Source organism: Sinorhizobium sp. 7-81, assembly GCF_030124405.1.
Lineage (GTDB): Bacteria > Pseudomonadota > Alphaproteobacteria > Rhizobiales > Rhizobiaceae > Sinorhizobium > Sinorhizobium psoraleae.
On sequence record NZ_JASKLT010000003.1, the window covers coordinates 616987 to 643425 of the forward strand.

At 62.1% G+C, this 26439-nt stretch carries 31 protein-coding genes; 15 read left to right on the forward strand and 16 right to left on the reverse strand.

The window, feature by feature from the left end; translation table 11 throughout:
* Window positions 1–107 precede the first annotated feature (107 nt).
* Window positions 108–344, reverse strand: a complete 237-nt coding sequence (locus QN224_RS15540; protein ID WP_173513083.1) for a hypothetical protein — start codon at window positions 342–344, stop codon at window positions 108–110.
* A 202-nt stretch (window positions 345–546) separates the two neighbouring features.
* Here QN224_RS15540 and QN224_RS15545 point away from each other — a divergent pair, with 202 nt between their 5' ends.
* Window positions 547–843: a hypothetical protein gene (locus QN224_RS15545; protein ID WP_283977411.1), complete on the forward strand. Its 297-nt coding sequence runs from the start codon at window positions 547–549 to the stop codon at window positions 841–843.
* A gap of 42 nt (window positions 844–885) precedes the next feature.
* On the opposite strand, the gene QN224_RS15550 is transcribed toward QN224_RS15545, so the two are convergent.
* From QN224_RS15550 to QN224_RS15575, 6 genes are all read right to left on the reverse strand, one after another.
* The gene (locus QN224_RS15550; RefSeq protein ID WP_283977412.1) at window positions 886–1254 is read right to left on the reverse strand and encodes a hypothetical protein; all 369 of its coding nucleotides are present in this window, start codon (window positions 1252–1254) and stop codon (window positions 886–888) included.
* Window positions 1255–1429: 175 nt separating this feature from the next.
* Window positions 1430–1999, reverse strand: a complete 570-nt coding sequence (locus QN224_RS15555; RefSeq protein ID WP_283977413.1) for a hypothetical protein — start codon at window positions 1997–1999, stop codon at window positions 1430–1432.
* A gap of 152 nt (window positions 2000–2151) precedes the next feature.
* Window positions 2152–2424 (reverse strand): hypothetical protein, encoded by a 273-nt coding sequence (locus QN224_RS15560; RefSeq protein ID WP_283977414.1) that lies wholly within the window; start codon window positions 2422–2424, stop codon window positions 2152–2154.
* A 41-nt stretch (window positions 2425–2465) separates the two neighbouring features.
* On the reverse strand, window positions 2466–3620 hold the full coding sequence (locus QN224_RS15565) for an amidohydrolase (protein WP_283977415.1): 1155 nt from the start codon (window positions 3618–3620) through the stop codon (window positions 2466–2468).
* Between the two features lie 366 nt (window positions 3621–3986).
* Entirely contained in the window at window positions 3987–4385 is a 399-nt protein-coding gene (locus QN224_RS15570) for a DUF6258 family protein (protein ID WP_173513078.1), read from the reverse strand.
* Window positions 4386–5046: 661 nt separating this feature from the next.
* Window positions 5047–7101 carry a phage portal protein gene (locus QN224_RS15575; RefSeq protein ID WP_283977416.1) on the reverse strand — a complete coding sequence of 685 codons (2055 nt, stop codon included), beginning with the start codon at window positions 7099–7101 and terminating at the stop codon, window positions 5047–5049.
* Between the two features lie 125 nt (window positions 7102–7226).
* Here QN224_RS15575 and QN224_RS15580 point away from each other — a divergent pair, with 125 nt between their 5' ends.
* The 5 genes from QN224_RS15580 (at window position 7227) to QN224_RS15600 (ending at window position 9011) form a co-directional block, all read left to right on the forward strand.
* Complete coding sequence (locus QN224_RS15580) at window positions 7227–7454, forward strand: hypothetical protein (RefSeq protein WP_283977417.1); 228 nt, start codon at window positions 7227–7229, stop codon at window positions 7452–7454.
* 319 nt (window positions 7455–7773) lie between these two features.
* Window positions 7774–8007 carry a hypothetical protein gene (locus QN224_RS15585; RefSeq protein WP_173513073.1) on the forward strand — a complete coding sequence of 78 codons (234 nt, stop codon included), beginning with the start codon at window positions 7774–7776 and terminating at the stop codon, window positions 8005–8007.
* A gap of 208 nt (window positions 8008–8215) precedes the next feature.
* Window positions 8216–8365 (forward strand): hypothetical protein, encoded by a 150-nt coding sequence (locus tag QN224_RS15590; RefSeq protein WP_283977418.1) that lies wholly within the window; start codon window positions 8216–8218, stop codon window positions 8363–8365.
* 252 nt (window positions 8366–8617) lie between these two features.
* Window positions 8618–8797: a hypothetical protein gene (locus tag QN224_RS15595; RefSeq protein ID WP_173513072.1), complete on the forward strand. Its 180-nt coding sequence runs from the start codon at window positions 8618–8620 to the stop codon at window positions 8795–8797.
* A gap of 85 nt (window positions 8798–8882) precedes the next feature.
* A complete protein-coding gene (locus QN224_RS15600; protein ID WP_269283084.1) occupies window positions 8883–9011 on the forward strand; it encodes a hypothetical protein in 129 nt (42 codons plus the stop codon).
* Window positions 9012–9184: 173 nt separating this feature from the next.
* On the opposite strand, the gene QN224_RS15605 is transcribed toward QN224_RS15600, so the two are convergent.
* Window positions 9185–10543, reverse strand: coding sequence for a terminase family protein (locus tag QN224_RS15605; RefSeq protein ID WP_283977493.1), 1359 nt, complete (start codon window positions 10541–10543; stop codon window positions 9185–9187).
* A gap of 656 nt (window positions 10544–11199) precedes the next feature.
* Here QN224_RS15605 and QN224_RS15610 point away from each other — a divergent pair.
* Window positions 11200–11346 (forward strand): hypothetical protein, encoded by a 147-nt coding sequence (locus QN224_RS15610; RefSeq protein ID WP_283977419.1) that lies wholly within the window; start codon window positions 11200–11202, stop codon window positions 11344–11346.
* Between the two features lie 274 nt (window positions 11347–11620).
* A complete protein-coding gene (locus tag QN224_RS15615) occupies window positions 11621–11962 on the forward strand; it encodes a GFA family protein (protein WP_283977420.1) in 342 nt (113 codons plus the stop codon).
* Window positions 11963–11998: 36 nt separating this feature from the next.
* On the opposite strand, the gene QN224_RS15620 is transcribed toward QN224_RS15615, so the two are convergent.
* On the reverse strand, window positions 11999–12154 hold the full coding sequence (locus QN224_RS15620) for a DUF3309 family protein (protein ID WP_173513069.1): 156 nt from the start codon (window positions 12152–12154) through the stop codon (window positions 11999–12001).
* Window positions 12155–12470: 316 nt separating this feature from the next.
* Here QN224_RS15620 and QN224_RS15625 point away from each other — a divergent pair, with 316 nt between their 5' ends.
* A complete protein-coding gene (locus tag QN224_RS15625; RefSeq protein WP_269283077.1) occupies window positions 12471–12875 on the forward strand; it encodes a hypothetical protein in 405 nt (134 codons plus the stop codon).
* 146 nt (window positions 12876–13021) lie between these two features.
* Here QN224_RS15625 and QN224_RS15630 read toward each other — a convergent pair whose 3' ends face one another.
* Entirely contained in the window at window positions 13022–13444 is a 423-nt protein-coding gene (locus QN224_RS15630; RefSeq protein ID WP_283977421.1) for a hypothetical protein, read from the reverse strand.
* Between the two features lie 1643 nt (window positions 13445–15087).
* On the opposite strand from QN224_RS15630, the gene QN224_RS33900 reads away from it, so the two are divergent.
* Window positions 15088–15282, forward strand: a complete 195-nt coding sequence (locus QN224_RS33900; RefSeq protein WP_173513064.1) for a hypothetical protein — start codon at window positions 15088–15090, stop codon at window positions 15280–15282.
* Between the two features lie 338 nt (window positions 15283–15620).
* Here the strand turns inward: QN224_RS33900 and QN224_RS15640 are convergent, their stop codons facing one another.
* Entirely contained in the window at window positions 15621–15881 is a 261-nt protein-coding gene (locus QN224_RS15640; RefSeq protein ID WP_283977423.1) for a hypothetical protein, read from the reverse strand.
* Between the two features lie 341 nt (window positions 15882–16222).
* Here QN224_RS15640 and QN224_RS15645 point away from each other — a divergent pair, with 341 nt between their 5' ends.
* The 4 genes from QN224_RS15645 (at window position 16223) to QN224_RS15660 (ending at window position 20105) form a co-directional block, all read left to right on the forward strand.
* The gene (locus tag QN224_RS15645) at window positions 16223–17767 is read left to right on the forward strand and encodes a calcium-binding protein (protein ID WP_283977424.1); all 1545 of its coding nucleotides are present in this window, start codon (window positions 16223–16225) and stop codon (window positions 17765–17767) included.
* A gap of 527 nt (window positions 17768–18294) precedes the next feature.
* Window positions 18295–18474 (forward strand): hypothetical protein, encoded by a 180-nt coding sequence (locus tag QN224_RS15650; protein ID WP_173513061.1) that lies wholly within the window; start codon window positions 18295–18297, stop codon window positions 18472–18474.
* A 362-nt stretch (window positions 18475–18836) separates the two neighbouring features.
* Entirely contained in the window at window positions 18837–19715 is an 879-nt protein-coding gene (locus QN224_RS15655; protein ID WP_283977425.1) for an alpha/beta hydrolase, read from the forward strand.
* 63 nt (window positions 19716–19778) lie between these two features.
* The gene (locus QN224_RS15660) at window positions 19779–20105 is read left to right on the forward strand and encodes a hypothetical protein (RefSeq protein ID WP_283977426.1); all 327 of its coding nucleotides are present in this window, start codon (window positions 19779–19781) and stop codon (window positions 20103–20105) included.
* A 121-nt stretch (window positions 20106–20226) separates the two neighbouring features.
* On the opposite strand, the gene QN224_RS15665 is transcribed toward QN224_RS15660, so the two are convergent.
* A complete protein-coding gene (locus QN224_RS15665) occupies window positions 20227–20622 on the reverse strand; it encodes an Ohr family peroxiredoxin (RefSeq protein WP_173513058.1) in 396 nt (131 codons plus the stop codon).
* A 143-nt stretch (window positions 20623–20765) separates the two neighbouring features.
* On the opposite strand from QN224_RS15665, the gene QN224_RS15670 reads away from it, so the two are divergent.
* Window positions 20766–21260, forward strand: coding sequence for a MarR family transcriptional regulator (locus QN224_RS15670; protein ID WP_283977427.1), 495 nt, complete (start codon window positions 20766–20768; stop codon window positions 21258–21260).
* A 350-nt stretch (window positions 21261–21610) separates the two neighbouring features.
* Here QN224_RS15670 and QN224_RS15675 read toward each other — a convergent pair whose 3' ends face one another.
* The 4 genes from QN224_RS15675 to QN224_RS15690 all read right to left on the reverse strand — a co-directional run bounded on the left by QN224_RS15675 (window position 21611) and on the right by QN224_RS15690 (window position 26409).
* Entirely contained in the window at window positions 21611–22063 is a 453-nt protein-coding gene (locus QN224_RS15675; protein ID WP_283977428.1) for a DUF1801 domain-containing protein, read from the reverse strand.
* Window positions 22064–22233: 170 nt separating this feature from the next.
* Window positions 22234–22752 carry a DUF1801 domain-containing protein gene (locus QN224_RS15680; RefSeq protein WP_283977429.1) on the reverse strand — a complete coding sequence of 173 codons (519 nt, stop codon included), beginning with the start codon at window positions 22750–22752 and terminating at the stop codon, window positions 22234–22236.
* A 217-nt stretch (window positions 22753–22969) separates the two neighbouring features.
* Complete coding sequence (locus tag QN224_RS15685) at window positions 22970–23965, reverse strand: NAD-dependent epimerase/dehydratase family protein (RefSeq protein ID WP_283977430.1); 996 nt, start codon at window positions 23963–23965, stop codon at window positions 22970–22972.
* A 1514-nt stretch (window positions 23966–25479) separates the two neighbouring features.
* Window positions 25480–26409, reverse strand: coding sequence for a DMT family transporter (locus tag QN224_RS15690; protein ID WP_283977431.1), 930 nt, complete (start codon window positions 26407–26409; stop codon window positions 25480–25482).
* Window positions 26410–26439 lie beyond the last annotated feature (30 nt).

Below are 26439 nucleotides of genomic sequence, written 5' to 3' on the forward strand. Positions count from 1 at the left end.
CGAAATCCTTGAGATAATTCAAACGGCTACATCGGTTTCCTGAATCAAACCGACAATAAAACCGGCCAACGGCGAAGCGCCATCGGGCGCGCCGCCCATGATACGCGTTACGCCGGCGCGCTCGTTCCCTCGGCCCCGGCTTGCTCCGTCAGGAACCTGAGCTTGCCGCGGAAATTCCGGATCGCCCGCGCCTCCGCCGCAAAGGCCGCGCGCGTCTCATGGTCTGTAGTCTTCGCATTGATGCAGCCGTTGATCGCCGCCGCTTCCAATTCGTCCATCAGCCGATCGAACAGCGGATTGTCTATGAGCGCCCGCGCCGCGGCAGCCCTTTCCTCTGGTTTCATGTCACGTTGCCCCCCTTGAAGGATCCGCGCCGTGCACGCTCCCGTGCCAAAAAATCGTTACACGGCAGGATTGATTCCTGTTTTGTTCTGGACTACCCATTTGCATGCGCAGCATCGTCCTTGTGGAGAGATTCCTCAAAACCCGACGACCGCTGGAGCATCAAGTTTGTATCCGGCAATTTCGCCAATGGGTCCCTGAAACATGAAGAAAATCGGCTTCGCGTTCGATGCTGTCGTCGGCCTCATCCTCGATATCCTCGACCTTCTCATCGTCGAGTTTTTCCTGCATCGGACGGCGCGCATCGTCGTGCCGCTGGTCAGTTTCGGTAGAGTGAAAGTCGAAGAAATCTATACTGACGACATCGCCTTCAACTGGCTGGGTTTGAAGCGCCTTCCGTCCGGCCGCTTCCTTCTCAGTTCCACCATGAGCAAGTTTGCCGGTGCGCTCTTCTGGCTGCTTTGCCTTGTCGCCTATCTGAGCTTCACCCGCGGGGTCTAGCTCGAGGAAAAGCGTGCGGTTCTCCGTGACCCCGCATTGGCTTCATTCGCGCCAGTCGTCTTGCGCCCGCCTGAGGGAAACTCTGCCGGGAAACAACTTATCCCAAATGCCGCTCTTCTCCGGTGAAGAGACGCCGTCGGGTGGTACAGTCGCGGCAGGTAGTCGAGACGTACGCTCCGACGGTGCCATTGCCGGGCCGCCGGGGGAACCCACCGGATCTTCCTTGTAGGACTCTTCCCAGAACCCCGGATTCTGATGGTACGCATCACGGGCATCGTGCCATTCGATGCCGAAGTCTCGCGCTATGCGATCCGCATAGGCTTCATCCGGGTTGAGGGTGTCGTTGAACATAGACTTACCCAGCTTGCGGCCGACCTTCTTCAGTCGCTGTTTGATCAAGAAAGGATACATAAAACTCTCCTTGTTGCGCGAAGCCCACGCCCCGCCCGCATATGGAGACGGGCGGGATGCTGGTTTCGTCACTGTTTGTTAGGATTAGCGACGTCACACGTCGCCACACATGACTCATCGATCCTCGTACCGCGGTCTTGGACCGCAAAGGATGAAAGCGGTAGCCGGGGCGAACCTAAGCGGAAGCTTGCGCCCGCGCCGCTTTGCCAAACAGCGAGGCCGACAGGAGCCACAGCGCGGCGAAGAACCCGGCCAGGACGATGCTCGCCCCCGTGGAGCCTAATCCGCCGATCAGCGCGATGACGGCGACCGACGCCTGAGTGAGCGCCATCGCGATCAACGCGCGCGCCATTCCACGTGGCTGGAAACGGGCGACGACAGCGCCGATGAGCCCGACGGCAAGCACTCCGCCATACATCAGGTTGGCAGGGTTATCCTCGGTTTCGATAATGCCGACGGCAAGGTTTATCCATATGAGGAGGAATGCCGCCGCGAGTGCTATGCCGACGGCGGCCCGGTACTCCTTGTTGCTCGTCATTCTCGCCGCCAGCTCCCAGGCGCCGCAAGCACCGAACAGCATCGTGCCGAAGACAGCGAAATCGGTCACATCCCAGTTCACTTCATCGGTGAACTGCATCGCCAGCAAGGGCAGCAGCAACAGAAGCACTGCGATTGCCCAAGGCGTCATCCTCCAGAAGCGCCCGCGCCGTCCGTCGCCGATTTCCGTCTTTCCTGCCATTGCCATACCTCGGTGACCAAGCGAATGAGTTGAGCCGTTTCCGGGGAACCCGAGGGGTAGCTGAACCGTCGGTCCATTTCCCGATGAACTGCACCGCTATATTCACGCCCGGTTTGGACGCCGGTCAAGGCGGCAGCCGACGCCGGCACATCGCTTGCCTATTTGTCCGCCCGCTTGGTGCACTGGATCTTTTGCTTCACACAGGCGATCTGCGGCGTCGAGCACTCGGCCGCGCCGTTCACCACCGCACAGAAAGAACATTGGTCGTTGAACTCCAGGCAATCCGGATTGGCCACCATGAATTCCTTCAAGCTGTCGTCCTGCGTTTGAGTCGTTCCTGTGGCCGCCCCGACCTCGGCCGAAAGCGCGGCCACAGCACTGGCAACGGCGAACGCGAACGAAAGGGCGAACTTACGGACGGCATATCTCATTGCATCCCCTTTCGCGGCGCCGACGATCTTGGTGCCTGCAGTCACCCCGCCAGGTTGCGGATCGCGCGCATGAAGACACGGGCGCCGATGCCGATCAGCGCGTCGGGAAAATCATAATCCGGATTGTGCAGCCGCGGATGGTTTTCGCCGGCGCCGAGGAAGAACATGGCCGAAGGCGCGACCCGGCCGAAAAGGCCGAAATCCTCCGATGCCTTCATCGGCAGCGCGCCCGCGCCCGGATCATGGCTGACGCCTTCCTCGTCGAGCGCCCGCCTGAGTTCGTCGACCGCCGGCGCCGCATTGCTGCACTGGTGGAAGACGTCCTCGTAGCCGATCGTCGCCTTGAGCTTCGCCGCCTCGGCCTCCTTGCGGACGAGAACCTCCGCGGCCGACACCAGCGCCGCCATCCTCTCGTCCGTCAACGTGCGCAGCGTCGCCCAGATCTCGGCGTAGCCGGGGCTGATGCCGAAGGCCTCCTCGCCGAGCTTCGCATGCGTTACTGTCACCAGCGTGAAATTCTCGTCGAGCGCCCCGCCAACACCAAGCGCGGTCAGGCCGCTAAGTAGCTTCGCCAGCGCAAAGGTCGGCGCGATCCCGTCTTCGGGCGAAGAGGCGTGCGCCGTCCTGCCCGAAAGCGCGATCTTCATGCCGCGCGAGGCGCAGTTGACCGGCCCCTCGGCGAGCGCCACATGACCAAGCGGCAGGCCGGGAAAATTGTGCAGCGAGAACACGAAGTCGGGCCTCAGCGCGTGAAACTTCGGATCGGCGAGCACCGCCGCCGCCCCTGCCCCGTTCTCCTCGGCCGGCTGGAACAGGAGGATCGCCCTTCCGCGCGCCGGCCGCAAGCGGCCGAGCCCCCTCGCCAGCGCCATCAGGATTGCCATGTGCCCGTCATGCCCGCAGAGGTGCCCCTTGCCGATAACCTCCGAGCGGTGCGGCAGGTCGGAAACCTCCTCGATCGGCAGCCCGTCGAGCTCGGCGCGGATCATCACCGTCGGCCCATCGCCCGGGCCGCGGTAGATCGCCGCCACGCCGTGCCCGCCAAGCCCGGTGACGATCTCGTCCGCCCCGGTTTCTTCAAGCGCCGCCGCGACCGACCTTGCAGTCTCCGCCTCCGCGCCGGAAAGCTCGGGCCGACGATGCAGCGCGCGCCGAAACGCCGTGATCTCTTCCAACTCGCCGCTGCCCAGAAACATGTTTCAACTCCCCGAATGCACGCACCGCCGATGACGAGGGCCTCCGCCGAAATGCCGCCACGGCTGCATGGACTACGGCCACTCCCAGTTCGCCTCCTCGCTGCGGCAGATTTACGCTCGTTATATTCCTCGTCGTTGCGACGAAAACGTGAGTCTGGCTACCGGTCGGATCCTGCCGCCGACGTTGCCGCTGTGATGGCGTTAAGTTCCGTCCCGGCACCAGGATGACATTGCCCCGCCCGGATCGTAGGCCAGTCTCTGACCGATTTTGGGTTGAGGCACGACTTCCGTATTGGTGATTAAGGATTTGCCCCCGGACGGTCAACGGAGGCGCACTCGCCTCGTCCGATAATTGCAGCCGCCAATCTAGTCCCGAATCCGCGCATCTTCCTCGCCCGGCTTCTCGATGGCCACCGCCTTCGCCCGGATTTTGGTTTTCACGGAACCATAAACTCCAGCTTCGTCACAAAAACCCATACTGATCATCACCGTGAATCGGCCGTCGTCAAAACCCAGGAATTCGATATCACCGAAATCGTCATTCGGGATGATGCCAGGCGGATCGAATGAGATGTAATCGACCCCCTCGAACACCAAGAAGCCATCCTCAATATCTTCGGCCGTATAGAAATCCCAGGTCTCTCCGCGAACCCGCGATATGGCGTCGACCTGGATTTTGACCTCCTTCTTCCAACCATCAAGCATGATGGTCTTGCAGGCGCGGTCGCCGAGATAGATCGTGTTCAGGAATTCGTCGGGCTTCATTCTCTTACCTCATCGGCCAATGTGCATCAGGGCTGTTGTACGGCACCACATTACCCCAAATGTCAATCGAAGGGCCCTGATACGTCTTGCCTGTACCAGTGCCCAACAGGTGTCCATGTCCATGCGGCGTTTTTCTGGAGCCATGCCCCTGGGGGTTCATTCTGTGATAGTTCGAGCCATTCGGATAGCGCGTGTGTGTATCGACAGGATTTGCGCCAGGTACCGTACTTCCTCCCAGCGGTTCGAAGGCGATGTTGCCTCTCCGGTCGACGATGTAGCGTTGAATGGGTAGCCCGGTGCAGGGATCCACAGTCTGAGCTCTTTGAAGCTCTTCCAGCCGCCGCTGCAAATTGTCTCTCGCCTGAATGGAAGAGGAGCCGCCCGGCGGCTCCAGAAACGCGTCGGTTGAGGCGTCGTATCTGCCTCATGAGGATCCCTATTTGATCCGCCATCTGTTCTTGCGCCGGCGTTCTTGCCGGGAGGCCGCGCCTTGCAGGCGGCCGAGCCTGGGCAAATTCAGTGCCGCCCCAGCTATGCCGGCTCTCGCTGCGGCCCCACGTCGGTAAGTGGCTTCTCGCCCCCTCGCCGAAATCGCGCAGTTCTAGGGCGCCGCCGATTCCCATCGGCGCTTCGTAAAAGTCGTCTAAGTCGCTAATTCTCCTCACCCCGGGAGCCCCCCAATATGCGCCGCCGCCAGCGGCTCGCCGCCCATCATTTCCGCGGCGTTCTGCTGACGTTTCAGGTTCAGCTCCGCGTCAATCTGGTAGCGCTTGAGAGCACCCTTCTGCTGGATCTCGGCAAGCTTCAGCTCGCGGTCGATCTCCAGCTTCCGCCGGTCGTTCTCCGCTGAAAGCCGCGCCCTCTCGGCATCGGCCTTGGCCCGCATCTCCAGCTTCTGCATTTCCGGGTTCGGCTGGCTGGCGCTTGCCTGCATCCGCCGCTCAATCTCCTCCGGCGTCGGCTTGGTGAAATAGAGATCGGGCGATTTCAGCCCGGCCGCCTCCACCGATTTGGCAATGCCGTTGTAGAGGTTGTCCGGCGAGACATAAGGATTGTCCGGCCCGAGCGTCATCAGAAGCTTTTCCTGCAGCTGCTGGATCATCTGGATCATCATCATGTCGCGCTCGCGGGTGCCGGCGCCGAGCCCGGTATTGACGGTCGCGTCCATCTCGGCGTTCCAGTGGCGCGGGTCGAAGCTCGCCCATTGGCCGCGCAGCCTGACTGTGCGCGGCCGGTCCTGGTGCTTGATGACAAGCCTGAGCAGCCCCTTGAACACGCGCCGCAACCCTTGCGCAAAGGTGCGCACCATCAGTTCCGTCTGGCCGATCCCCGCCTGCTCGACCAGCGCCGTCGCCCGCGCCGTCATGTTCTGAAGCGCGTCCGGGGCAAGCCCGCTCGAGGCGTCGGAAATGCCGGTGCGGTCTGTCGCCTCCTGGTCAAGATAGGAAAGCATCGCGAAAGACTCTTTCGCGACGAACGGCACCATCGTGTAGCCGAGCGCCGCGCGCGCATCGATGCCCTGGCTGACGCGGATCGGCTGCCCGAATTTCGGGTTGAGCACGGCTTCCGGATTGGCGATCGCCCCTTCCTGGACGATCGGCTGCTGGTTGTTCTGCCAGTAGAGATTGTCGAGCGTCTGGCGCATCAGCACGGTCTTCACCCGCTGGATTTCCGCCATGTCGTCGGTGACCGAGCCGCCCTCGCGCTGGTGCGGCCGCCGCTCGACGATCAAGTCGGCAAACGGCACCTCGTCCCATTCGTCGTTCGAAAGCAGGTTCTCCGCGCCCGTGCCGCCGGCAAAGACGAGCCGGCGTAGCTCCGCAATGCCGTCGTCGTCCGCGTCGACCTTCACGTAGAGCTCGTAATAATCCACCTCCTCCAGCGCCTTCGGCACCGCATCCCTTGCGGCGAAGGCATCGCGCCGTCGGATGAACTCTTCGTCGTCGCGGCCGCTATCGCCGGTCGAGGCCGGCAGGCCTTCGATGAGGTCGCGGTCATGCCCCATCGCGATGAGATCCGAGCGGCGCATGCGTGTGGCAATGCCGGTGATCGGGCTCTCCTCGATCGAGAGCGCGTCCGGATGGATCATGAACTCTTCGAGCGGCACCGCCGCCAGTCGCGGCGTGCCGCGCTCCACCTTTCGGCGGATCTTCACGCTGTAGCTCGGCTGCTCGATCACGCCCTCGAGTGTCTGGATCTTCTCGATCGTCCGCGACTGCTCCAGCACCTCCACCGCGTCGTCGCCGACGAGCTGGACGAGCGCCGCCTCGTCGAGCCCCGTATGGGTGGAGACCGCGACGGAAATCTTGTTCTCGTACCACCAGCGGATGATGCCGTTGCGGAGCTTCAAGGCGTCGTGCGCCGCGTCCTGCACGGCGTCGTAGCCGTCGCTTTCGGGAAAGACGATGTAGTTGATGTAGTCGGTCGCCTGTTCCGCCGCCGCCTCGTCGCCCTCGTTGACGGGCGCGTATTCCACCACCTTGTCGTTGCCGAGGATGGTGCGGATCAGCGACGGCAGCACCTTCTTGATCGCCGCGCGGCAATCACGCGAAACCACTTTCGAGCGGTTGGCGTCCGCCGGAACGTCCCTCATCGTGCCGTCGTAATATTCCATCGCCTTGATGCGATCGACCGCGAGCGTATCGCGATAGTCTTCGCAGTCCTTCACCAGTTGGCTGACCAGTGCGGCCAGGCGTTCATCGGTCATTGCAGCCATCGGAGAACCTTTCGGGCGGTGGGATTTCCATTTTGTGTTGTGATGGTGCGCCCGGGGCTTCGTCTCGGCGCGCTTGGCTAAGCCTGCGCGAGCCGTTAGCTTGCGCATCGATTGCGGGGGCACAAATGACTATTGACAAAGACCGGAAGGCGATAAGCCTTGCCGTTTACGGCGCGTTCTGCGGAAGCGCCGCGATCTTTCTCGCCCTTTGCCTTGCCTTTTGGGCATGGCGCGTGAACAGTTTCCCGCATTCGGTCGCAACGGTCACGAGCGTGCGTGACGAGGTGATTGCCGTCAGATCACGAGGTTTGGACACCGGCCGGCGAAAGACTGTCACGGTGGGCACGATTTAATTCACCAGGACGCACAACCGAAAGACCTATCAGTGCGAAGCGTCGGTGGAACTGGGCGTCCCGGAGGACGGCTACAAGATCGGTGATCGCCTCGATATCGTGCCAGCAGCCAGCACATGCCAGCGCTTCGACATCGTTGAACGATTGCCGACGCCTTGAACGGCCGTTGCGAAATGGTTGCGGGGAGGCTGGCGAGCTATCGGCCGCCTCCTCGTGAATGGGATGGCGATAATTGGAGAAACCGCGTAACCCTTGCCTACCGCCTCGATTTATGGCGCCATCAACAGCCTGCCTGTCGCAACACGCTCTGGGGCTTCCAATGACCGATACGAAACCGGATACTCTGGATCAGGTCCTCGCCGATCTGATCAGTGCCCAAATCGAGCAACGCCACACGAACGAACTTCGAGCAATTCTCTCGACCGGCAATGAGATCACCATGCACGGAAAGTTCACTGTCGGCCGGGACTTCATCATCTACAAGACGGCGAAGGACGATAGCGGCAAGTGGGCGATGACGCCCTTCTCCCATATCGTGCAATTGATAATTTGAGGCTGCCGCGACCACGGTCGGGGACGGCAAGCAAAGAACATGCTACGCTCCCACTCGTGTTGCCATGCGGCGACCATTCCTGAGCCGCACGGCCCGCGAGGACTTAAAAAGCCGCTTGCGCGTTTCCTTGCCAGAGATGCCTGACCTGACAACGGCGACGAATGCTGAAACCTGCATTCCCAGCGCTCCACTCAAGGAGGTAAGCGCCATGTCACATCGTCTTGTTTTCTCTCTGATCCTCGTCACGATAAGCATCATGGTGGTTTGGGCTTTCCGACCGGAGCCTACCATCTTTACCGGCTACAAAACGCCGCCAACGGCAGATCAAATCAACCAGTCCGATCGCCTGACGCAGTGATGTCGGTAGGGCGCCCCCCGCTGCATGTTTCCTGGATTCCCAGCGTTGCCAGGAATAGCTACGAACGGATCGTGAACTTGTGGCGGCAGATGGCTGCCCATCACCCGTAATCTCCGGCCGTACGCAGACCGGCATGGTATAATGCCGGTGCGTTACAAAGCCTCGACCTTTGTTATCCATAACCAACCATCTTGCCGGAACCAGCCGCGCAGATGGCACGTTGTCGTATGTGCAAGAGTGGAGTTCGTTATCATGGCTGGAAAAGACTACCGAGGACCGGAATATCACGCTTCGACGGGCCTGCCCGTGAGCATTCTACTGCTCTCTGCGGTCGCCATATCAGGCTATCTTTTACTCGCAGGATCCTTGACCAGCGAGGAGCACGCCGCCGCCAAGGTTTACTTGCCGGCTGCCCAGACCCAGGCGCAATGACAGGCTGGACCTGAAAACAAGGCTTTTGCGTCCCGCGAGCCCATCATGCCTAGATTTGCTCACATTCGGTTCCCCATGATGGGAAATGGACAAGGCAGGCATCGCGTTTCTGGCGCTCATACTCATCCTCATCGCTCTGGTGGTGAGCATCCTCGCGTTCAAACCTGAAGCGCCACAGCCGCCCACCACGCCGCCAATCATTCCGGAAAACTAGATCTGGAAGCAATTCCGTCCGCGATTGCGCAGTTCGCCACGCCCGTTGCTCGCCGCTTACACAACGCTCGGCTCAAGTAATTACGAACGGCGGCGGAACGCTTCGCGAACGAAGCGTGGATCTCTACCACCTGCGGGCTAATCCCTCGTCAGCCGCTTCCTCGGCATCCCCCCTCAAACCACCTTCCGATCCGTGAACCTCCACGCCGCGGCATCGGCCTTCACCCTCGCGAACCGTTTCATCATCAGCGCGTAGCGCGAGGCGGAGAGGAGGTCGTCGCGTTCCTTGACGATCCGGCCGTCCTTGCGGTGGTAGAGGCGGAACTCCTCGAACCATTCAGTCGCGGTGGAAAACACCTTCCACCGCCCGGTCTGCATCCGCTGCAGCATGTCGGAAAGCCCCGCCTCGACGCCGTTGGTGCCATCGTCGAAGGTTGCTCGGTCGGGAAGCAGCGCCAGCCCCTGCCCGCGATATTGCGCGGCAAGCTGTTCACCGCTGCCCTTGTCGTGCTGCAAGCCGTCATGCGGCCAGGCGAAGGGCAGCCACGGCCCCCAGGGTTTCAGCGCCGCCGCATGGATGATCGGCGTCGCCTCGCGCTCGCGATAGGTTTTCGTCACATAAAAAACGTCGGCGTCCCGATCCCAGGCGCAGGCCGTGGCCGCGAAGGGATGGTCCCAGCCGAAGTCGAGCCCGCCGATCTGCACCCAGTGCTTCGGGATCTCGAAGGGATCGACGCGGATCGCCTCCTCCGCAATCGGGAAGACGCGCCCCGAACCGAGCGCCGGCACGCCTTTCGTGCGCGCCTCGCGCTCATGCGCCGGATAGCTGTCGATGATGCGCTGCCGCTCCTCCGCCGTATAGTGTTCGGCATCCTCGATCGTCATGGTGATGACCTCGCGATCCGGCGACTTTTCCATGAGATATCGCGCCACCACGCTGCTTAAGCCCTTGAGCGGCGTGAAGGTGACGGCGACCGACCCGCGTGTCGCATTGGTGCGCGTGATCCCCTCGAAATAGACGTCCTCCGGCGGCTCCTCGTCGAACCAGACATAGTCGACCGTGTTCGCCTGCCATTTGCCGCGCCCCTGCTCATAAGCCTTGAAGAGCAGCGTCGAGGTGTTTCCCGTGACATGGCGCACCGTCACGCTGTCGAGCGCGCCGGAGGCGCCGGAACGCCGCGTGGTCGCCTGGATCGCCGCCTTGGGGATGAAGCCGGTGCCCCAGTCCTCCTCGTTGAGCGGCGGGCCGACGAGCAAGCGCTGCACGCCGTCGCGCGTCAGCTCGTAGGATTCGGAGCCCGCCAGCATCACGATCGGCTTGTCGAACCGCCGGCCCACCCACCAGTTTGGGTAGCGCCCCGTCAGGTGCATTGCCGCTTCCGCCGCGCCGGCCAGCGTCTTGCCGAGCTGGTTTCCAGCCATGAACAGGCGTTCGCGAAAGGTGGCACCCGCCGCATGGAAATCGCGCTGCCTGGCATAGGGCCGGTAGCCGGCGAGAATATTGGTGCGCCGCCGGCGGTCGAGCTCCGCCATCAGCACAGCCTGCTCCTTCAGCAGCGCGTGCAGATCGGAGGGCTCGGGGCGCGACGAGGCTTCAGGCGTTGCGGTCAGGGGGTCGCAGGATCGGTTTGACACGTTTTTCCCCGCCGGTTCGCGCATTGTTCCATTATTGGCTCTTGCCTTTGGCGATCAGGCGTGGAAATTCCATCGGAATGAGAATCAGCCGTACCTTATTGATTACGCTCTGCCTCTCGGCGCTGGCGTCCTCGTGCACCGAGATCGCCGACGCCCCCGCGCCCACGCGCCGCCCCAAGGTGGCCGCCGCCGTCGTGGATAATTCCCCGCGGCAATGCACGACCCGCCAGACGCAGTGCTACTATGGCACCGGTCCGGCCGGCGAACCCTGCTCCTGCTGGTCGAGCGCAGGCGCTCCCGACCACGGCGTCACCACAAAATAAGCCACCCGCGTGTGCCGCGCGCTCGACGCGCAAAGGACGCCGCAACAAACGGCGCTGCGCTCACGCGCCGCGCGCGCAGCGCATTTCACGCGCCGGCCGAATTGGTCTTAAACCGCCCGTTAACCATGTTTCGCGTTACTCGGGGAACAGAGCGACCGGCGCCACAAGAATAACTCCATGTCACGATCTGAAGACAACGGGCCGAAAACGAGGCCTTGAAGGGGGTATGGCATGGTCAAAACAGGTCTTGGCGCTTCGTTAGCCGCTCTCACCTTCTCGCTGGTCGTCGCCGGCGTTCTCCATTTCGCGCTGTCCCAGTACCGCACAGGCGCTCTCCCCGCCGTGTCAGGCGAAATCACCTCGTCGATCCCGCGATGATGTGAACAGACCCCGTCCGGGAAGGCCCGGCTGGACGGGGCTCTGGCGCGGCCTGCTGCATGCAGCAATCTACATGTTCCAGCAACCTTTGCGCGCCTGCCAGGACACGCGGGCGCCGTGGCCGCGCTGGGCCTTCGTACTTGCCCTGAAAACGTCCGGGCCCCAGCCTCGGTTCCATGCCCGGTCTCGCTTCGCCAAATCTTCGAAGCCCCTTGCGCTTCCACTGGCACTGGCCAATGCTTGGACGAGCCGGGTCACGGAAGGAGGCATTCCCATGATCGAAGGTCATTGCCATTGCAGGTCGGTGCGCATCACCGTTCCCAGCCGCCCCGAGACGCTCGGCGATTGCAACTGCTCGCTCTGCAGCCGGCTCGGCGCGCTTTGGGGCTATTATCCTGTGAACGGTGTCACGGTCAGCGACGAGCACAAAACGCTCGTCGGCTACGTCCAGGGTGCCGCGAGCCTGACCATGCACCATTGCGGCCGCTGCGGCTGCACGACCCATTGGTCGCCGCGCGGGCGCGACGGCACCCGCATGGGCGTCAACATGCGGATATTCGACCGTTCGGTCTGGGAGGAAATCCCCCACCGGCTGATCGACGGCGCAAGCTGGTAGCCGGCGCGACTCGCGCCTTGGCCTGTCCTCCCCCGCTCAGATCCTGCCCATCAACAGGAGGACGATCAGCACGATCACCAGAATGCCGAGAATACCGGAGGGGCCATAGCCCCAGCCGCTCGAATACGGCCATGTGGGGATGGCGCCGATCAAAAGCAGGATCAGAATAACAAGAAGTACGGTTCCAAGCATGTCGCGGTCCTCCGCTGCATGATTCGACCCGCGGACGAATTCCTGCAGCAATGCAACGTGCCGCGGCAATTATTGGCGCGGACGCGCTGCCGCAGCGGATGGTTGTCATTCCTAACGAATGCCTACCGGAGCAATAAGTTCCGGCGAACCGCACGCCCGGCGGTCAGGTAAATCCCGCTCGCCCGCTCGCCGCGCGGCGCTATTTCGGATGTAACATCGGTAACAGCGCCGGCGCGCCAAAGATCCTTTTATCGGTTCGTTCTCAGACCCTTGAGAACGTGCTAAAATTCCTTCGGCAAAAAGAGGGGGAGAACCAATGCCACGTATCGCAAATCTTTTTTTCAAAACCGCCATCATTTTCCTGATCGCCGGCATCTCGATCGGCCTTCACATGTCGATTTCGGGTAATCACGCGCCAACCGGCGCCCACGCCCACGCCAACCTGCTCGGCTGGGTCACCATGGCGCTCTTCGGCGTCTACCACGCGCTCAATCCGCGCAAGGCCGAGAAGCGCCTGGCGATGATCCAGTATGTCGTCTACACCTTCGGCGTCGCCGTGCTGATCCCGTCGCTTTACCTGATGCTTTCCGGAAACGCCGCGATGGAGCCTGTCGTCGCCATTTCCTCGCTCATCGCCTTCGCCGGCGTCCTGATGTTTGCGGTCATCATCTTCTCGAGCAGCGAGGCCACGGTTCCAGCCGGTGTCTCGCCGGTGCGCTGATGCAATCGGGATGAGGTGGCCTCCACCTCATCCTACCTGCCTGTTAAGGCTGAAATCCTGAAGCAATCTGCGCAGATCCACCCGCGGCGGCACACGTACGCCTGACATTAAAAACGCCCTGCAGCACTTGGGAATTGCCGCAGGATTCAGCCCTGAGCCAGTTTCGATCCGGGGCACCGCCCCGCGGGGCGCCGCGTCCGTGCGGGTTTGCGCGCCGCCCTGTTCTTCGCCGGCGCTTCGATCAGCGGCCGGATCGTCTGATCGAGCATCCGGATGCGCCGGACAAGCTCTTCATCCGTAAGCTCGTCCAGCGCGTTGGCATTCGCCGAGAGATCCTTTGGCAGGATCGAGGCCAGGAGCTTCAGATAGGATTCCGGCTTCTCCTCGCGCAGCCGCGCGATCACGTCGACGCCATGCGCCTCGAAATCCGCCTGCACCGCCTCGAGGAAGGCCCCGCCGAGCCGGGTCCGCGAGCCCTTCGCGGCACACGTAGGACCGACGTTAGTCTCGTCGACAACGTCGTTGATTGCTTCGCCCGAAGGCATGCTCGAGAAATCGTCGTCGATCATCTGCACCGCCTCTTTTGCATCCGTCTCTATCCGCCGGGAGTTCCCGCGATCGAACGTGCAACAGTTCGCGCTTCGCTACCCACAATTGCGCCAGAATCGCGACTCAGATTAGCTCGCGACCGCCCGCAACACTCTGGATACGGACTCGGCACGCAGCAATGTCACGGAGCAGCAACATGCTGAAGGTTCTTGCCACCGCCACTTTGGCCGCCCTATGCGGCTCCCCGGCCTTGGCAGAGGGTCAGACCGGGGATCCGCGCTACCTCGTCAAGGCATGGATTCAGAAATACGACAAGAGTTTCGTACACGCGACCGGCTGGTGCGGCACCGGCGACCTTTGCACGCTCAAAGTCGGCGAGCACGATATCCGCATTCGCTTCTTTCTGTCGGGCGAGAGCTACCGCTTGAGCGTGCGCGCAACGCCCGACGACCCCGCCACCTGCTGCGTCTTCGCCAACAGGTCCGAAGAGGTTTTCGTCGGCGGAGGATCGCCACACGCCGAGAAGCTCTATTTTCGGCCCCCGATGCGCTCGCGGACAGGGGTCGCGTGGAATTCGGCACGCTCTTCATCGCACTCGAGGATTTGCGGTAGCCGGATCATCGACCTATTTGGAAAGCGGCTCTCGCAAAGTAGGACGCATGCGGTTTGGATTGTCCCAAGGCGCCCACTCTTCACCTCTCAGTTGAGGTTCGCTTTTATACGGTTCCCCGTAGACTCTCTCCCGCTCATCGCACCCGCCCGGCCGTCGCGTTGCGCCTCTCAGTCAACGTCGTTCAAGCGTCTTGCGCCTTGCGATCGGCCGGGCGGCTGCGGGGAGCGGCCGGTGATACTGCCACGGCCGCAGCGCCGCGCATCCTTTCGGACGCCTCAAGGTCGCTGTTCCGTTCAGGCGCATCACCGGCCGCATACGGCGCCGCGCCGCAGCGTGAGACGCGCGGCGGCTGCCGTAATCCGTTGTGTGACGATGGTTTGATAAGCTCATCCGGCAATCAGCCGCCGGAATCGAAACGGCTGCCGAAGCAGCCGTCGCATCAGGACAAAATTCCTATCCTTGATTTACGGAATAATCCGATTCACCTCGCCCTTGCAAGAGCCGGCAAAGGACAAAGCTTCCGATCGCCCATTTAGCGACAGCAATTTTGCCCGCCGCCGCTCACGCCTTGCCCGCCCGGACCCGCAGCCGGCACCTCCCCTGGCCTTGGCCGCGGCGGGCTTGCCTCACGCCGCGAGCACGTAAATCCGGCTCAAGCCGTTGTTGTACGAACGTATATTATAATTTTCTTGCATAAGACAAAGCCCTCTGCTTCAATCGAAAACGGGTCGATGCTCAAGGGGCTTGGGCATGATTATACTGGTGGAAATCTCCGCAAGCAGAGCGACGGAAAGACCGATCGCGCCTTTGAGGCCGATGGCGAGCCGATGCGCGTGCCCAGGGAAGCCATTGCCTGACCTGCCGGTAAAAAACGCGTGAGCGAGGCTAGAAAAACCGGCAAGCCGATAGATATTTATACTTGTAATGCCAAGAAATGACGGTGCGGCGCATATATTTTAGTCTTTGATAACCCCATGGCTCCCGGACCGATACCGGGGGAACCAGACAAGCCCTCCACGCATTTGCCTTCCGACAGAAGGAGTTTCAGTCATGCGTAATCACTGGATCTATGTTGCTTTAGGATTTGTTGCCGGCGCCGGCCTGTTTCTCGCCACTTCCTGGCAGCGCACGCCGCCGACCGGGATGCCGACGGTGAAACTCGAAAAGACAGACCGCGTCCAGGGCCCCGCCGTCCAGGCGTCGTTCGTCATGGAACGCTTCGGCCCCGCGCGCTCGGTGGAATAGCCGCCGCGCAGCCAGTCCTTGATTTGAATCCGCATCGCAATCGGCCGGAAAACACGCTGGCGCTTCCGGCCGATCGTGTTGTGGCGTCGTCTGTCGCAGCCGAGCGTGGAAGATTTCATCGTCGCGTTGCCGGTGTCGAGCAGCGGTGACATGAACATTTTTGCTCGCCGAACGTTTCCTTGCAGCCTGCAACAGTGCATGCGCCCAAAAGTACGGAGGACTGGCAATGATTCCTGTCCGGCGTGCCAGGATGATCGAGTGGATTGCAGTGGTTGCCGCATTCGCTCTCGTCGCGGCGTTAATGATCGCAACGCTGCTCCCCTGATCGACGTCGCCGTTCAGACAATGCCGGAAAATTTCCGCTGCTCGCGGATGTAAGCGACTGCCGCAGCCTGCAGGGCTCTGCACTCCTCCTCGAACCGGAGCAGGGTCTCATCGTCTTTCTCGGGAGAGCATCGCATGGCATCGCGCCGCAAGCACGCATGCTCATAGACCTCGCATAGATGCAGGAATACGAGATCCCGGGCCATCCAAGGACTGTCTCGCAATTCAGGGGCTGCCAAGAGCAGCCTGGCCATCCCTGCCTTCTGCAAATCCATGCCAACGCTCGCATTCTTTCGACGAGCTGCTGCATGTTTCCCTGGTTAAAAAAGCATGCAGCAATTCAAGGCGTTACAGCATCCCTTACGCGTCTGACGACGACGTAGAGTGAGTTAACTGGCAGTGTTAGGAAAAAGTTCCAGAAAGTACCTGAATGCACCCGCTACTGCGGAGGTTTCTTTGCCCAAGAGGAAAGGAAACCGACTGAACCGTGCCTCTCAGCACAGCGCTTCGATTCGACTTCATTCGTGGTCGGCGAGCAAATTTTGCGTCCAATATGGCGATTGTCTGCAACCTGAAACTGTTTTATGCATCGCGTGTACAGGCATGGGGGCATGGCATGGCAAAGATTACCGTTGCGTCGAACTACAGCTTCGATCAGACGAATATGGATTTTAGCGCGTTCTATTCGGGCGTTTCCTACTACGGGGATGGAACGCTTTTCCGGGTCACCTACTCGAATGGTTTCGTGGAAGAGTTCCAGGGCTATGGGTTCACCTATAACGCCTACGGCGAAGCGATCTCCGGCACGGTGACGAGCTTCGCCGGCTATTATGGCGGGCAGCGGCTCTACTCCGTCGAAGGCTCCGTCGCCGCCACGGCAATCGTTGCGGCGGCGCAAACCTACAGTCTCAATGATGACTATGGCCTGATGATTCAGGTCCTCAGCGGTAACGATACTCTCACCGGCGGAAACTTCGCCGATGTGCTGTTGGGCTTTGCTGGCAACGACTGGATCAATGGCAACAGCGGAAGCGATGTCCTTTGGGGCTATGACGGCAACGACACGATCATCGGAGGGGCCGGTCAGGACGAGCTCAACGGCGGGACCGGAAGCGACACAGCATCTTACGGAACCGCCTCGGCATCGGTCAGGGCAAGTCTCGCAACGCCATCGAGTAACACCAATGATGCCTATGGAGACACCTACACCTCCATCGAGAACCTGACTGGCTCGCGCTATGGCGACATTCTTATCGGAAATGGATGGGCCAACATTCTGAGTGGTGGCGACGGCAACGACACACTGATCGGCGGCACCGGCGGTGACAAGCTCTATGGCGGCACCGGCACGGACACCGCCTCCTACGCCGGCGCTTCGCTCGGCGTGGTCGCCAATCTCACCACCGCTGCGGCAAACACCAACGACGCCAGGGGCGACGCCTACTCCTCGATCGAGAACCTCACCGGGTCGAGCTACAACGACGTGCTCACCGGCAATGCCGGCGCCAATACGCTTGATGGCGGGCTCGGCAACGACACGCTCATCGGCGGCGCCGGTGCGGACAGGCTCTATGGCCGCAGCGGCACCGACACCGTCTCCTATGCGGGTGCCACGGCCGGCGTGGTCGCCAATCTTACGAGCGCTGCGGCAAACACCAACGACGCCAAGGGCGACATCTATTCCGAGGTGGAAAGCCTTATCGGCACGAGCTACGCGGACAAGCTCTACGGCAATGCCGTCGCCAACGGCCTGACCGGCGGCGCCGGCAACGACCTGCTGGCGGGCTATGCCGGCAACGACCTGCTTTACGGCGGCGCCGGCCGCGACCTGCTTTACGGGGGCACCGGCGCCGACCGGTTCGTCTTCAAGGCCACGACCGAATCCGCCGGAACGTCCTATGATTCGATCTACGACTTTCTCACGAGCGAGCAGGACAGGATCGATCTTTCGGCCATCGACGCCAGCACCAAACTGACGGGAAACCAGGCGTTCAGCTTCGTCGGCACGGCGGCCTTCAAGGGTGTCGCGGGGGAGCTTCGCTACGAGAAACAGCTATCGGACACCTACATCTATGCCGACGTGAACGGCGACAAGGTTGCCGACCTCAAGATCCATCTCGACGACGCCGTCACGCTGACGAAGGACTATTTCATCCTGTGAGCCGCCTTGCGTCATCATGCAGTAACCAGACGAAACCCCGCTTCGGCGGGGTTTTTCATTGCCTGCTGCATCGGAAAGACGCACCGCACCGCATTGGTCATCGGACAACCGCCGTGACGATGAAGGCGGCAACGGCGCCGCAGAGCACCGCATAGGCGCAGGCGCGCAACATTTTCATTCGCCGGGTTTTCTCGCCGGTCCAATCGTAGCCCATCATGTGCTCCGAACACTCACTCGCCTTACAGCGCGCGTCTCTCCCGAGGCGCAAAGGCCGCTGTAAAGCTTTGAATTACTGTGCGATTCCTTAAATCGTCTGCGACCTCGGAAATCATGCAGTAACTTGATGGGTTCTTCTTAAGAAATGGAAAATCGGGCGAAGAAAAACCGCGCCCCGGCGCAAGCGTAGTGTTGGAGCATCGACGAAGGCGGCATGCCGCCCCATCCCGTCTTGCCTTTCGCCCGCGAATGGGCAAGTTACGCGCGAATGGGCCCTGCCCGACGCGACGAGAATTTTCGAGGAAACTGCTTTGAACGCCGACAACACGCCCGACGCCACCATCAAGGTCGAGAAGCGAGCAAACGGCCGCTGGGCCTTCGTGCTCACCTATCGCGGCGTGACCTATCCGGCCGAGGGTCAATTTGCCTCCCCGCTCCAGGCGCAGGCCGCCGCCCATGCGGCGAAGAAGCTCCTCGAGAGACGCGGCTGATCCCCAAGCGGGATGAGGAAAAGTGCGTAGCGGTTTTCCGGCTCGCATCCCGCGTCTCAAAAAGCTGCGGGATGAGAGTGCGCAGCAGTTTTCCGCCCGCATCCCGCGTCTCAAAAGCTCCGGGATGAGGAAAAGTGCGCAGCGGTTTTCCGCTCGCATCCCGCGTCTCAAAAACTGCGGGATGAGGAAAAGTGCGCAGCGGTTTTCCGGCTTGCATCCCGCGTCGGCGGTGGTGGTTTCGCGACGGTCGGCTCGCTGACGCCTGACAACGATTTCTTGCCGCTCCTCCGTATGCCCGGCGAACCGCTCGGAACCGGGACGGGCTAAATGCGTTTGGCCAGTGCACCCAGCGGAGAAGCCCGATGCCGAACTGCTTCGTCGAACACCGCCATGAGACAATCGGCCAACACCGCCTGTTCCTGCGCGAGGCCGGGCCGGCCAACGCGCCGGTGCTGCTCCTGCCGCACGGCTATCCCTGCTCGTCCTACCAGTTCCGCCGCCTCATGCCGGCGCTCGCCGATCGTTGGCGGACCGTGGCGTTCGATTGGCCGGGCTTCGGTTACAGCGATACGCCCGGCCCGGCCTCGTTCGGCTACGACTTCGACGCCTACGAAAGCGTGCTGACGGCGGTTGCAAACCATCTTGGCCTCGATCGCTATGCGCTGTGGCTCCACGATTACGGCTCGCAGATCGGCCTGCGCCACGCGATCGCCCATCCCGAGCGCATCGCCGCGCTCATTATCCAGAACGGCGACATCTACGAGGATGTGCTTGGCCCGAAGTACAAGACCATCAAGGCCTGGTGGGCGGACAAGAGCGATGAGAAGCACCGCCCGCTCGAGAAGGCGGTGAGCGAGGAAGGCTTCCGCGCCGAGTTCGTCGGCGAGGTGTCCGAGGAAGTGGCCGCACGAGTCCCGCCTGACCTATGGAAGCTGCACTGGCCCCTGATGGACAGCGCCGTGCGCCGGCAGGTGGCGGTCGCGCTGATGGAGAAGCTGGAGGCGAACCTTGCCTGGTTCCCGCGCTATCAGGCGTACCTTCGCGACCATGGTCCGGCGACGCTGATCGTCTGGGGGCCGGAGGACGGCTACATGCCCGCCGAGTCCGCCCGGGCCTATCTCCGCGACCTGCCGGATGCCGAACTGCATCTGATCCAGGGGGCCGGCCATTGGCTTCTGGAAACCCATTTCGACGCCGCGCTGCCGCTCGTTCGCGACTTTCTCACCCGTCACCACGCCTGACTGCCGCGCCGTCCCGGCCGGCGCCGGGGCGCTGTGGCTCCTGCCTGCACGAAGGAGAATGCCATGCCGACCAAGCCGACCATCGCCCGCATCTGGCGCGGCCGGACCCGCCCTGATGTCGCCGATGAATACGAGCGTTACATCCGTGCCGAGGGCATCCCGCCGCTCGAGAAGACAGCGCTCGGCGTTCAGCTCTTCCGCGAGGATCGCGACGAGGAGATCTGGTTCACCACGATCTCCTACTGGGCCGACATGGAGGCCATGACCTCGTTCACCAAGGGCGAGCCGACTAAGGTCCACCACCTCGACCGCGACCCCGAATTCCTCATTGCGCTGCCCGAGCGCATCGAGATCCATCAAATTCTCGTCGACGAACAGAGCCTTCGCTGACCCGTCCGCCCCTGTCAGGCAAGTTGTCGGTCGAGCGTGCCGGACGGCGCCGCTTGCAGCACCGTGCGTCTTTTCAGGCGCACGGTGCTGCAACACTTTGAATTGCGGCGGCCCTGCCCGGTCAGACCAGGCTGGTGGCGACGTCGATGTTGCCGTGGGTCGCCTTGGAGTAAGGACAGATCCCGTGCGCCGCCTCGATCAGCTCCTGCGCGAGCTCGCGCTCGATGCCCGGCACGCTGACATTGAGGCGCGCCCGCAGGAAATAGGAGCCATCGTCGACGTTGAGATCGATCTCGGCATCGACCGCGGTACCCGCCGGAAGCTTGATGTTTCTCTGGGAGGCAGCAAGCTCCAGCGCCCCGATGTAGCAGGCCGACCAGGCGGCGCCAAAGAGGTTTTCCGCAGCCGGATGCGGTTGCGACAGCCTGAGGTCGAGCTTGCCGTCGCTGCTGCGGGTGCCGCCGTCACGGCCGCCGGTGTTGTGGGTCTTACCTGTGAAAAGAAGCTTCTCGGTCATGGCGAAATCCTTTCTGTCCAATTTTGCTCGGATCCGATTCATTCGGATGCGAGTTAAATAAGCGAAACGGAATCCGATGTCAAGCGCTTCCAATTTAATCGGATCCGATTTATATCTGGACCGAACAACAAGGACCCGTGAATATGCCCACTTCCAAGAAAACGAAGGCGCCGCCCCAATCCCCGCAGGCCGGCGGCAAAGGCCCGAAGCTTTCGAATTTCCTGTGCTTCGCCATCTATTCGGCGAACCTCGCCTTTGGTCGCGCCTACAAGCCGATCCTGGACGAGCTCGGCCTGACCTACACCCAGTACATCGCCCTGCAGGCGCTCTCCGAGGAGGATGACCAGACCGTGCGGGAGCTCGGCGAAAAGCTGTTTCTGGAATCCAACACCCTGACGCCGATCCTGAAGAAGCTCGAGTCGGTCGGCTATATCCGGCGCCGCCGCGATCCCGACGACGAGCGGCAGGTGCGCGTGACCCTGACGCCCGCCGGCCGCCAGCTTCTTGAAACCGATGCCGCCGCATCGCTGATCGACGCCACCGGGCTCGGAGACGAACTTGAGGACGTGCAGAGGAACGTGGCGAGGCTGCGCGACAATCTCCTGCGCGCCACGCAGGGCGAGCCGGGAAAACCGTGACTGCACCTTGCGACGGACAATAAGCCCTTCGGCAGGCCCACCCGCGCGCATGAGCAAACAGAGCCCCCAGTCTTCTATCAGGGGCTCTGCTCTAAATTGCTACTGAAAAGGATTGGGTAATGGTCGACGCTACAAAGTTGTAGCCGAATCACTTTGCATAATCAGAATTGCAATGTCTATTAGCTAAAACGAATTAGTTCCGGGGAAAATTGTGTACCGGTTTTCCATCCGAAGTTGCGCCACAACACCTCCTGCCCGTGACAAGCGCAGGCATGCCACCATCATGCTCGCTCGCTGGTAGCAAGGCGACCACGAGGAAACGTGAAGGAGGCACCTCGGGTTATCGCTCCTCAAGCGCTCTTCGTTTTCTTCCTGGAGCGCGCAGCCTGCACCGATGTGTTCAGCGCCACGGCGGCGCGAATGAGCGCCTTCAACGCCTCTTCGTCGATCTTCTCGCCCTCATGGAGATCGATGGCTCGCCTGGTGTTGCCTTCGAGGCTGGAGTTGAAGAGGCCCGACGGGTCCTCCAGCGAGGCGCCCTTGGCGAACGTCATCTTCACCACGGCCTTGTAGGTCTCTCCGGTGCAGATGATTCCGGCATGCGACCAAACCGGAACCCCTCTCCACTTCCACTCCTCGACCACTTCAGGATCGGCTTGCTTGATCAGCATCCTGATCCGCGCGAGCGTCTCGCCCCGCCAGTCACTCAGCTCCTCGATTCTCGCGTCTATCAGCTCGGAGGGAGAAGCGTCTCCTTCATTCGAGCTGCTCTTTCGATTCTCCATGGGTGTCGCTTTCTTCATCTTGTTGTCGCTCCCCGTCGCTTCACAGCAATTCCAGGAAAAGTGTGCTTCCGTCCGGAATTGCGCAATTCCAAAGAGTTAGACCATTTCATTGTTTCGAGGAAACGGTGAAACGGTCCGGCATCGACACCGCATTTCTTGCTGCAGCGATCTTTGGGCGTCCACTTGCGCTACGGCACCCAGCCGGGCAGCTCCGATGCCTGCCGGATCCAGGACGCCACCAGCTCCTCGTCGATCTCTTCATCCTCGTGGATGTGGAAGTAGCGCACGTTCTTGTCCTTGGACTCGACCGGCGGAACGGGACTGAGCGACGCACCGCGGAAGAAGGTCACCTTGATGTACCTGGTGAAGCAATGGAAACTCAGGAACCAGCCCTGGCCCTCGACTCCGTAAAACGGCGAGTTCCATTTGACCGCCTTCAGCACGCCGGGGACCGTGCGGACGATGAGCGCGTCGAAGCGGCGCCCGACGTCGCTTTTCCAGCCCGGCATCGCCGCGATATAGGCCTGCACCGGCGCATCGCCATCGGCCTTGGCGATCTGAGGATTGCCGCCTGAGAGAAGCGTCGGCTTCGCGCCCATCGCGGCGTCCTTGGCTGCCGTGGTCTTGGCCTCCGTGGTCTTGGCCGCCTTCGCAGCCGCCGGCGTCTTTGCGGCCTTCGTTGATTTGACGGATGACTTGTCAGCCATTGCGTTCACTCCACCTGAAGCGCCGCGCGTCTTGTGAAGCGCGCAAAGGACGCTGTAGCACTTTGAATTGCTGCATGTTTTATCCTTAAGTCGTTTAAGAAACCATGCAGTGGACGGATAGACGGTCAGGAATACCTGATCTTGAAAGTGTGGACTCAATTGGCCGAGTGCTTCAGGGCGCCTGCTTTCTGAAGCCGCCTGAAACCGCTCGCGCCGGTCATCGCGCCGCACTCAGAACGCGGTCCTCGCCTTCATAGTCGAACAGGTCCCAGGGATAGGCAGCGAGCTGCGGGAGGACGCTTCGCCAATCTCGCCCGCGTGTCGCCTCGATAAGCCAGATGACGGCATCGCGCACGGTCTGCGCATAGGTACCGGCGTTCGGCGCGAGGCTCGAGCAGACGAACGGACCTGCGACCGACCACGGGCTCATTCCGGCGGATGGCGGATAGCGCTCGTCGGAAAGCCCGACGATCTCGGCACTGCGCCCCATCGCGGCCATGATGGCGCGGCCGATTTCAGCAGCCGTCGGCGCGTCGGCGTCGGCGACGTTGAGGATCGGCGGCCGGTCTTCTGCAACCGCCCACACCACCGCCTCGGCGATTGCGGCGACCGAGGTCGTTTGAAACCGGCTTCGCCCTCCATAGGCCAACGGAATTCGCTGCCGGCCATCGAGCAGCCGGCGCACAAACCACCACTCCCGAGCGTGCTTGCTGTAGGGCCCGTGGATCGCCGCAGGACGAAGGATGGTGGCGCGGCATTGCGCGCGATCGAGGAGCCGCCTCTCCATTGCTGCCTTCCTGGTGGAATAGGTGCCGGGGCCCGGATCAACTGTCGGCTGATCTTCGCGGATTGGAACAGGAAGACGCGGGAAGCCGCGCTCACCGGCTTCATCCAGGGTGCGGCCTTGCTCATCGCGATAGACGCTCGCGCTGGACACCGCGATAATGTGACCAACGGACGCCTGCGCCGAGAGCAGTCCGTCCGCATCCGCTTCGTCGAACGCTATGCAGTCCATCAATAGATCTGCACCGTCGTCGATCGCGGTCTTCAGCGCGTCTGGAGCGCTGCGGTCGAAGGGGACGTGCTGCCATGGGCCTTCAGCTGGCGGCGGCGTACGCGAACCGAGCCGCACCGCCCAGCCCTCCTCCGCCAGGCGCCTGGCGACCGCGATGCCTATCTGTCCGGTACCGCCGATGATGAAAGCAGAAGCCATGCCCCGGAGTGTTCCGCCCCAGGTCGTGGCTGTCAATGCGTTCGGGTGTGTGCAGCAGTTCAAGATACGGGGTCCGCGCGTCCGATCGGACGCACAATGGCCGCCGGGCACGCCGTCGCATACCCTCCGCCGCCCTCATTCCTGTGCTCGTCACAGTTGCCAGCCACGGCGCGTCGGCGCCGTGAATGACTTGCTGGAGACGCGGCGGAGGAGATGCCGGTGGTGCCTCCAGCGGGCCATGCGAGACCGCTGGCATCGTCGATACGGCGGATTCTCCCGCGCCACCAACGCGACGCTGCTGGATTCCTGTGACAAGCACAGGAATGAGGGGGCGTGGGTTGACCGCCAATGGCTACAAGCAGTCGCCCGAATACTCCCACTATTTTTGCCGCGCCACGACAACGCCTCCCCCATTTCTACGACAAGCACAGGAATGAGGGGAGCGTGGTTGACCGCCAATGGCCACAAGCAGCCGCCCGAATACTCCGTGCTATTTTTTGCCCTCCCTCATTCCTGTGCTCGTCACAGGAATCCAGCCACGGCGCGTCGGCGCCGTGAACGACTTGCTTTCAGGGCTTGAGACGGGGTGGAAGAGATGCCAATCGGGCGGCCGGCACCCCCCGAAGCCGTTCGCGCCGTCGATCCAATGGCGTCTCCCGCGCCGCCGACGCGGCGCCGCTGGATTCCTGTGACGAGCACAGGAATGAGGATGGGGGTTTGCTCGTGGCGAAGCAAAACGGCTGCCGTGCATCCGCTCGGACGCACAATGGCCGCCGAACACGCCGTCGCATACCCTCCGCCGCCCTCATTCCTGTGCTCGTCACAGGAATCCAGCCACGGCGCGTCGGCGCAGTGAATGACTCGCTGGAGACGCGGCGGAGGAGATGCCGGTGATACCTCCAGCGGGCGATGCGAGACCGCTGGCATCGTCGATACGGCGGATTCTCCCGCGCCGCCGACGCGACGCTGCTGGATTCCTGTGACAAGCACAGGAATGAGGGGGCGTGGGTGGTTGACCGCCAATGGCTACAAGCAGTCGCCCGAATACTCCCACTATTTTTGCCGCGCCACGACAATGCCTCCCCCATTTCTACGACAAGCACAGGAATGAGGGGAGCGTGGTTGACCGCCAATGGCCACAAGCAGCCGCCCGAATATTCCGTGCTATTTTTTGCCCTCCCTCATTCCTGTGCTCGTCACAGGAAGCCAGCCACGGCGCGTCGGCGCCGTGAATGACTTGCTTTCAGGGCTTGAGACGGGGTGGAAGAGCTGCCAATCGGGCGGCCGGCACCCCGAAGCCGTTCGCGCCGTCGATCCAATGGCGTCTCCCGCGCCGCCGACGCGGCGCCGCTGGATTCCTGTGCCGAGCACAGGAATGAGGATGGGCGTTTGCTCGTGGCGGAGCAAAACGGCTGCCGTGCGTCCGATCGGACGCACAATGGCCGCCGAACACGCCATGCCAAGCTCTTTGTTGCCACGCCGTGTTGCAAGCGCCGTCCTGCAGAGCCATGCGGCTAAACCGCATCACCCGGCTTCTGCGATCTCGCGACGATGATGATGCCGAACAGTGAAACGACCAGTCCCCCTGCCATCGCAAAGGACAATGGTTCGCCAAACATCACCCAGGCCCAGATCATCGTCACCGGCGGGCTCAGATACAGGATCGCCGTGACCCGCGCCGGAGACGATTTCCGAAGCGCGATGTAGTAGAGGCTCCATGCCCCGAACGTCGCCACGAAGACGAGCCAGAGAATGCCGCCGATAAAACCCTTGTCGAGCACCGGCAGTACGCCTCCCTCGTGCCAGGCGAACACGGCGAAGATCGCCGATGCGGCAAGGCACTGGATGCACAGGCTCTGATAGACAGGCATGGAACTGGTCGGGCTGCGTTTCTGGAGCAGCGTCGCCATCGCCAGCGAAAGCGTGCCGAGAACCGGCAGGCCATAGGCCCAGAGCGGCACGTCGCCCATGTCGAGAGACCAGCCCGAAGCGATCAGAACGCCTGCGAGACCGATGAACGAGCCGAGCCACTGGCGCGCGGTCAGCGCCTGTCCGAGAACCGGCCAGGACAATATCGCCACAGCCAGCGGCAGCATGTCGGTAATCAGGGCGACGAGCCCCGTCGGGACGCCATGGGAGATCGCGAGCGCGAAGCCGGCGAGATAACCGGACATGGCGAGCGCGCCGAACAGCATCTGCGGAAGCGCGTCCTTCCACCGGATCGCCGGCCCCATCGCGAGCGCGAAGGGAAGCAGGATCAGCCCGGACAACAGGCTTCGCCACAGAAGGATCAGGAAGATCGGAGCATGGTCGATCGCAAACCGGATGCCGACGAACCCGGCGCTCCAGGAAATCACCAGCGCCGCCTCGAGGATGACCAGGATGACAATCGCCGAGATTCCGCTCCTTGGACGGCACGGGGCCGTGGCAACAGCTTCACTCATCTATGGGGATCCGGTTTCCGGGGGTGGCAG

Excerpts from the sequence above, each read along its gene's own strand:
- QN224_RS15540 (WP_173513083.1), bottom strand. The coding sequence starts at position 344 with ATGAAACCAGAGGAAAGGGCTGCCGCGGCGCGGGCGCTCATAGACAAT.
- QN224_RS15545 (WP_283977411.1), top strand. The coding sequence starts at position 547 with ATGAAGAAAATCGGCTTCGCGTTCGATGCTGTCGTCGGCCTCATCCTC.
- QN224_RS15550 (WP_283977412.1), bottom strand. The coding sequence starts at position 1,254 with ATGTATCCTTTCTTGATCAAACAGCGACTGAAGAAGGTCGGCCGCAAG.
- QN224_RS15555 (WP_283977413.1), bottom strand. The coding sequence starts at position 1,999 with ATGGCAATGGCAGGAAAGACGGAAATCGGCGACGGACGGCGCGGGCGC.
- QN224_RS15560 (WP_283977414.1), bottom strand. The coding sequence starts at position 2,424 with ATGAGATATGCCGTCCGTAAGTTCGCCCTTTCGTTCGCGTTCGCCGTT.
- QN224_RS15565 (WP_283977415.1), bottom strand. The coding sequence starts at position 3,620 with ATGTTTCTGGGCAGCGGCGAGTTGGAAGAGATCACGGCGTTTCGGCGC.
- QN224_RS15570 (WP_173513078.1), bottom strand. The coding sequence starts at position 4,385 with ATGAAGCCCGACGAATTCCTGAACACGATCTATCTCGGCGACCGCGCC.
- QN224_RS15575 (WP_283977416.1), bottom strand. The coding sequence starts at position 7,101 with ATGGCTGCAATGACCGATGAACGCCTGGCCGCACTGGTCAGCCAACTG.
- QN224_RS15580 (WP_283977417.1), top strand. The coding sequence starts at position 7,227 with ATGACTATTGACAAAGACCGGAAGGCGATAAGCCTTGCCGTTTACGGC.
- QN224_RS15585 (WP_173513073.1), top strand. The coding sequence starts at position 7,774 with ATGACCGATACGAAACCGGATACTCTGGATCAGGTCCTCGCCGATCTG.
- QN224_RS15590 (WP_283977418.1), top strand. The coding sequence starts at position 8,216 with ATGTCACATCGTCTTGTTTTCTCTCTGATCCTCGTCACGATAAGCATC.
- QN224_RS15595 (WP_173513072.1), top strand. The coding sequence starts at position 8,618 with ATGGCTGGAAAAGACTACCGAGGACCGGAATATCACGCTTCGACGGGC.
- QN224_RS15600 (WP_269283084.1), top strand. The coding sequence starts at position 8,883 with ATGGACAAGGCAGGCATCGCGTTTCTGGCGCTCATACTCATCCTCATC.
- QN224_RS15605 (WP_283977493.1), bottom strand. The coding sequence starts at position 10,543 with ATGGCGGAGCTCGACCGCCGGCGGCGCACCAATATTCTCGCCGGCTAC.
- QN224_RS15610 (WP_283977419.1), top strand. The coding sequence starts at position 11,200 with ATGGTCAAAACAGGTCTTGGCGCTTCGTTAGCCGCTCTCACCTTCTCG.
- QN224_RS15615 (WP_283977420.1), top strand. The coding sequence starts at position 11,621 with ATGATCGAAGGTCATTGCCATTGCAGGTCGGTGCGCATCACCGTTCCC.
- QN224_RS15620 (WP_173513069.1), bottom strand. The coding sequence starts at position 12,154 with ATGCTTGGAACCGTACTTCTTGTTATTCTGATCCTGCTTTTGATCGGC.
- QN224_RS15625 (WP_269283077.1), top strand. The coding sequence starts at position 12,471 with ATGCCACGTATCGCAAATCTTTTTTTCAAAACCGCCATCATTTTCCTG.
- QN224_RS15630 (WP_283977421.1), bottom strand. The coding sequence starts at position 13,444 with ATGATCGACGACGATTTCTCGAGCATGCCTTCGGGCGAAGCAATCAAC.
- QN224_RS33900 (WP_173513064.1), top strand. The coding sequence starts at position 15,088 with ATGCGTAATCACTGGATCTATGTTGCTTTAGGATTTGTTGCCGGCGCC.
- QN224_RS15640 (WP_283977423.1), bottom strand. The coding sequence starts at position 15,881 with ATGGATTTGCAGAAGGCAGGGATGGCCAGGCTGCTCTTGGCAGCCCCT.
- QN224_RS15645 (WP_283977424.1), top strand. The coding sequence starts at position 16,223 with ATGGCAAAGATTACCGTTGCGTCGAACTACAGCTTCGATCAGACGAAT.
- QN224_RS15655 (WP_283977425.1), top strand. The coding sequence starts at position 18,837 with ATGCCGAACTGCTTCGTCGAACACCGCCATGAGACAATCGGCCAACAC.
- QN224_RS15660 (WP_283977426.1), top strand. The coding sequence starts at position 19,779 with ATGCCGACCAAGCCGACCATCGCCCGCATCTGGCGCGGCCGGACCCGC.
- QN224_RS15665 (WP_173513058.1), bottom strand. The coding sequence starts at position 20,622 with ATGACCGAGAAGCTTCTTTTCACAGGTAAGACCCACAACACCGGCGGC.
- QN224_RS15670 (WP_283977427.1), top strand. The coding sequence starts at position 20,766 with ATGCCCACTTCCAAGAAAACGAAGGCGCCGCCCCAATCCCCGCAGGCC.
- QN224_RS15675 (WP_283977428.1), bottom strand. The coding sequence starts at position 22,063 with ATGAAGAAAGCGACACCCATGGAGAATCGAAAGAGCAGCTCGAATGAA.
- QN224_RS15680 (WP_283977429.1), bottom strand. The coding sequence starts at position 22,752 with ATGGCTGACAAGTCATCCGTCAAATCAACGAAGGCCGCAAAGACGCCG.
- QN224_RS15685 (WP_283977430.1), bottom strand. The coding sequence starts at position 23,965 with ATGGCTTCTGCTTTCATCATCGGCGGTACCGGACAGATAGGCATCGCG.
- QN224_RS15690 (WP_283977431.1), bottom strand. The coding sequence starts at position 26,409 with ATGAGTGAAGCTGTTGCCACGGCCCCGTGCCGTCCAAGGAGCGGAATC.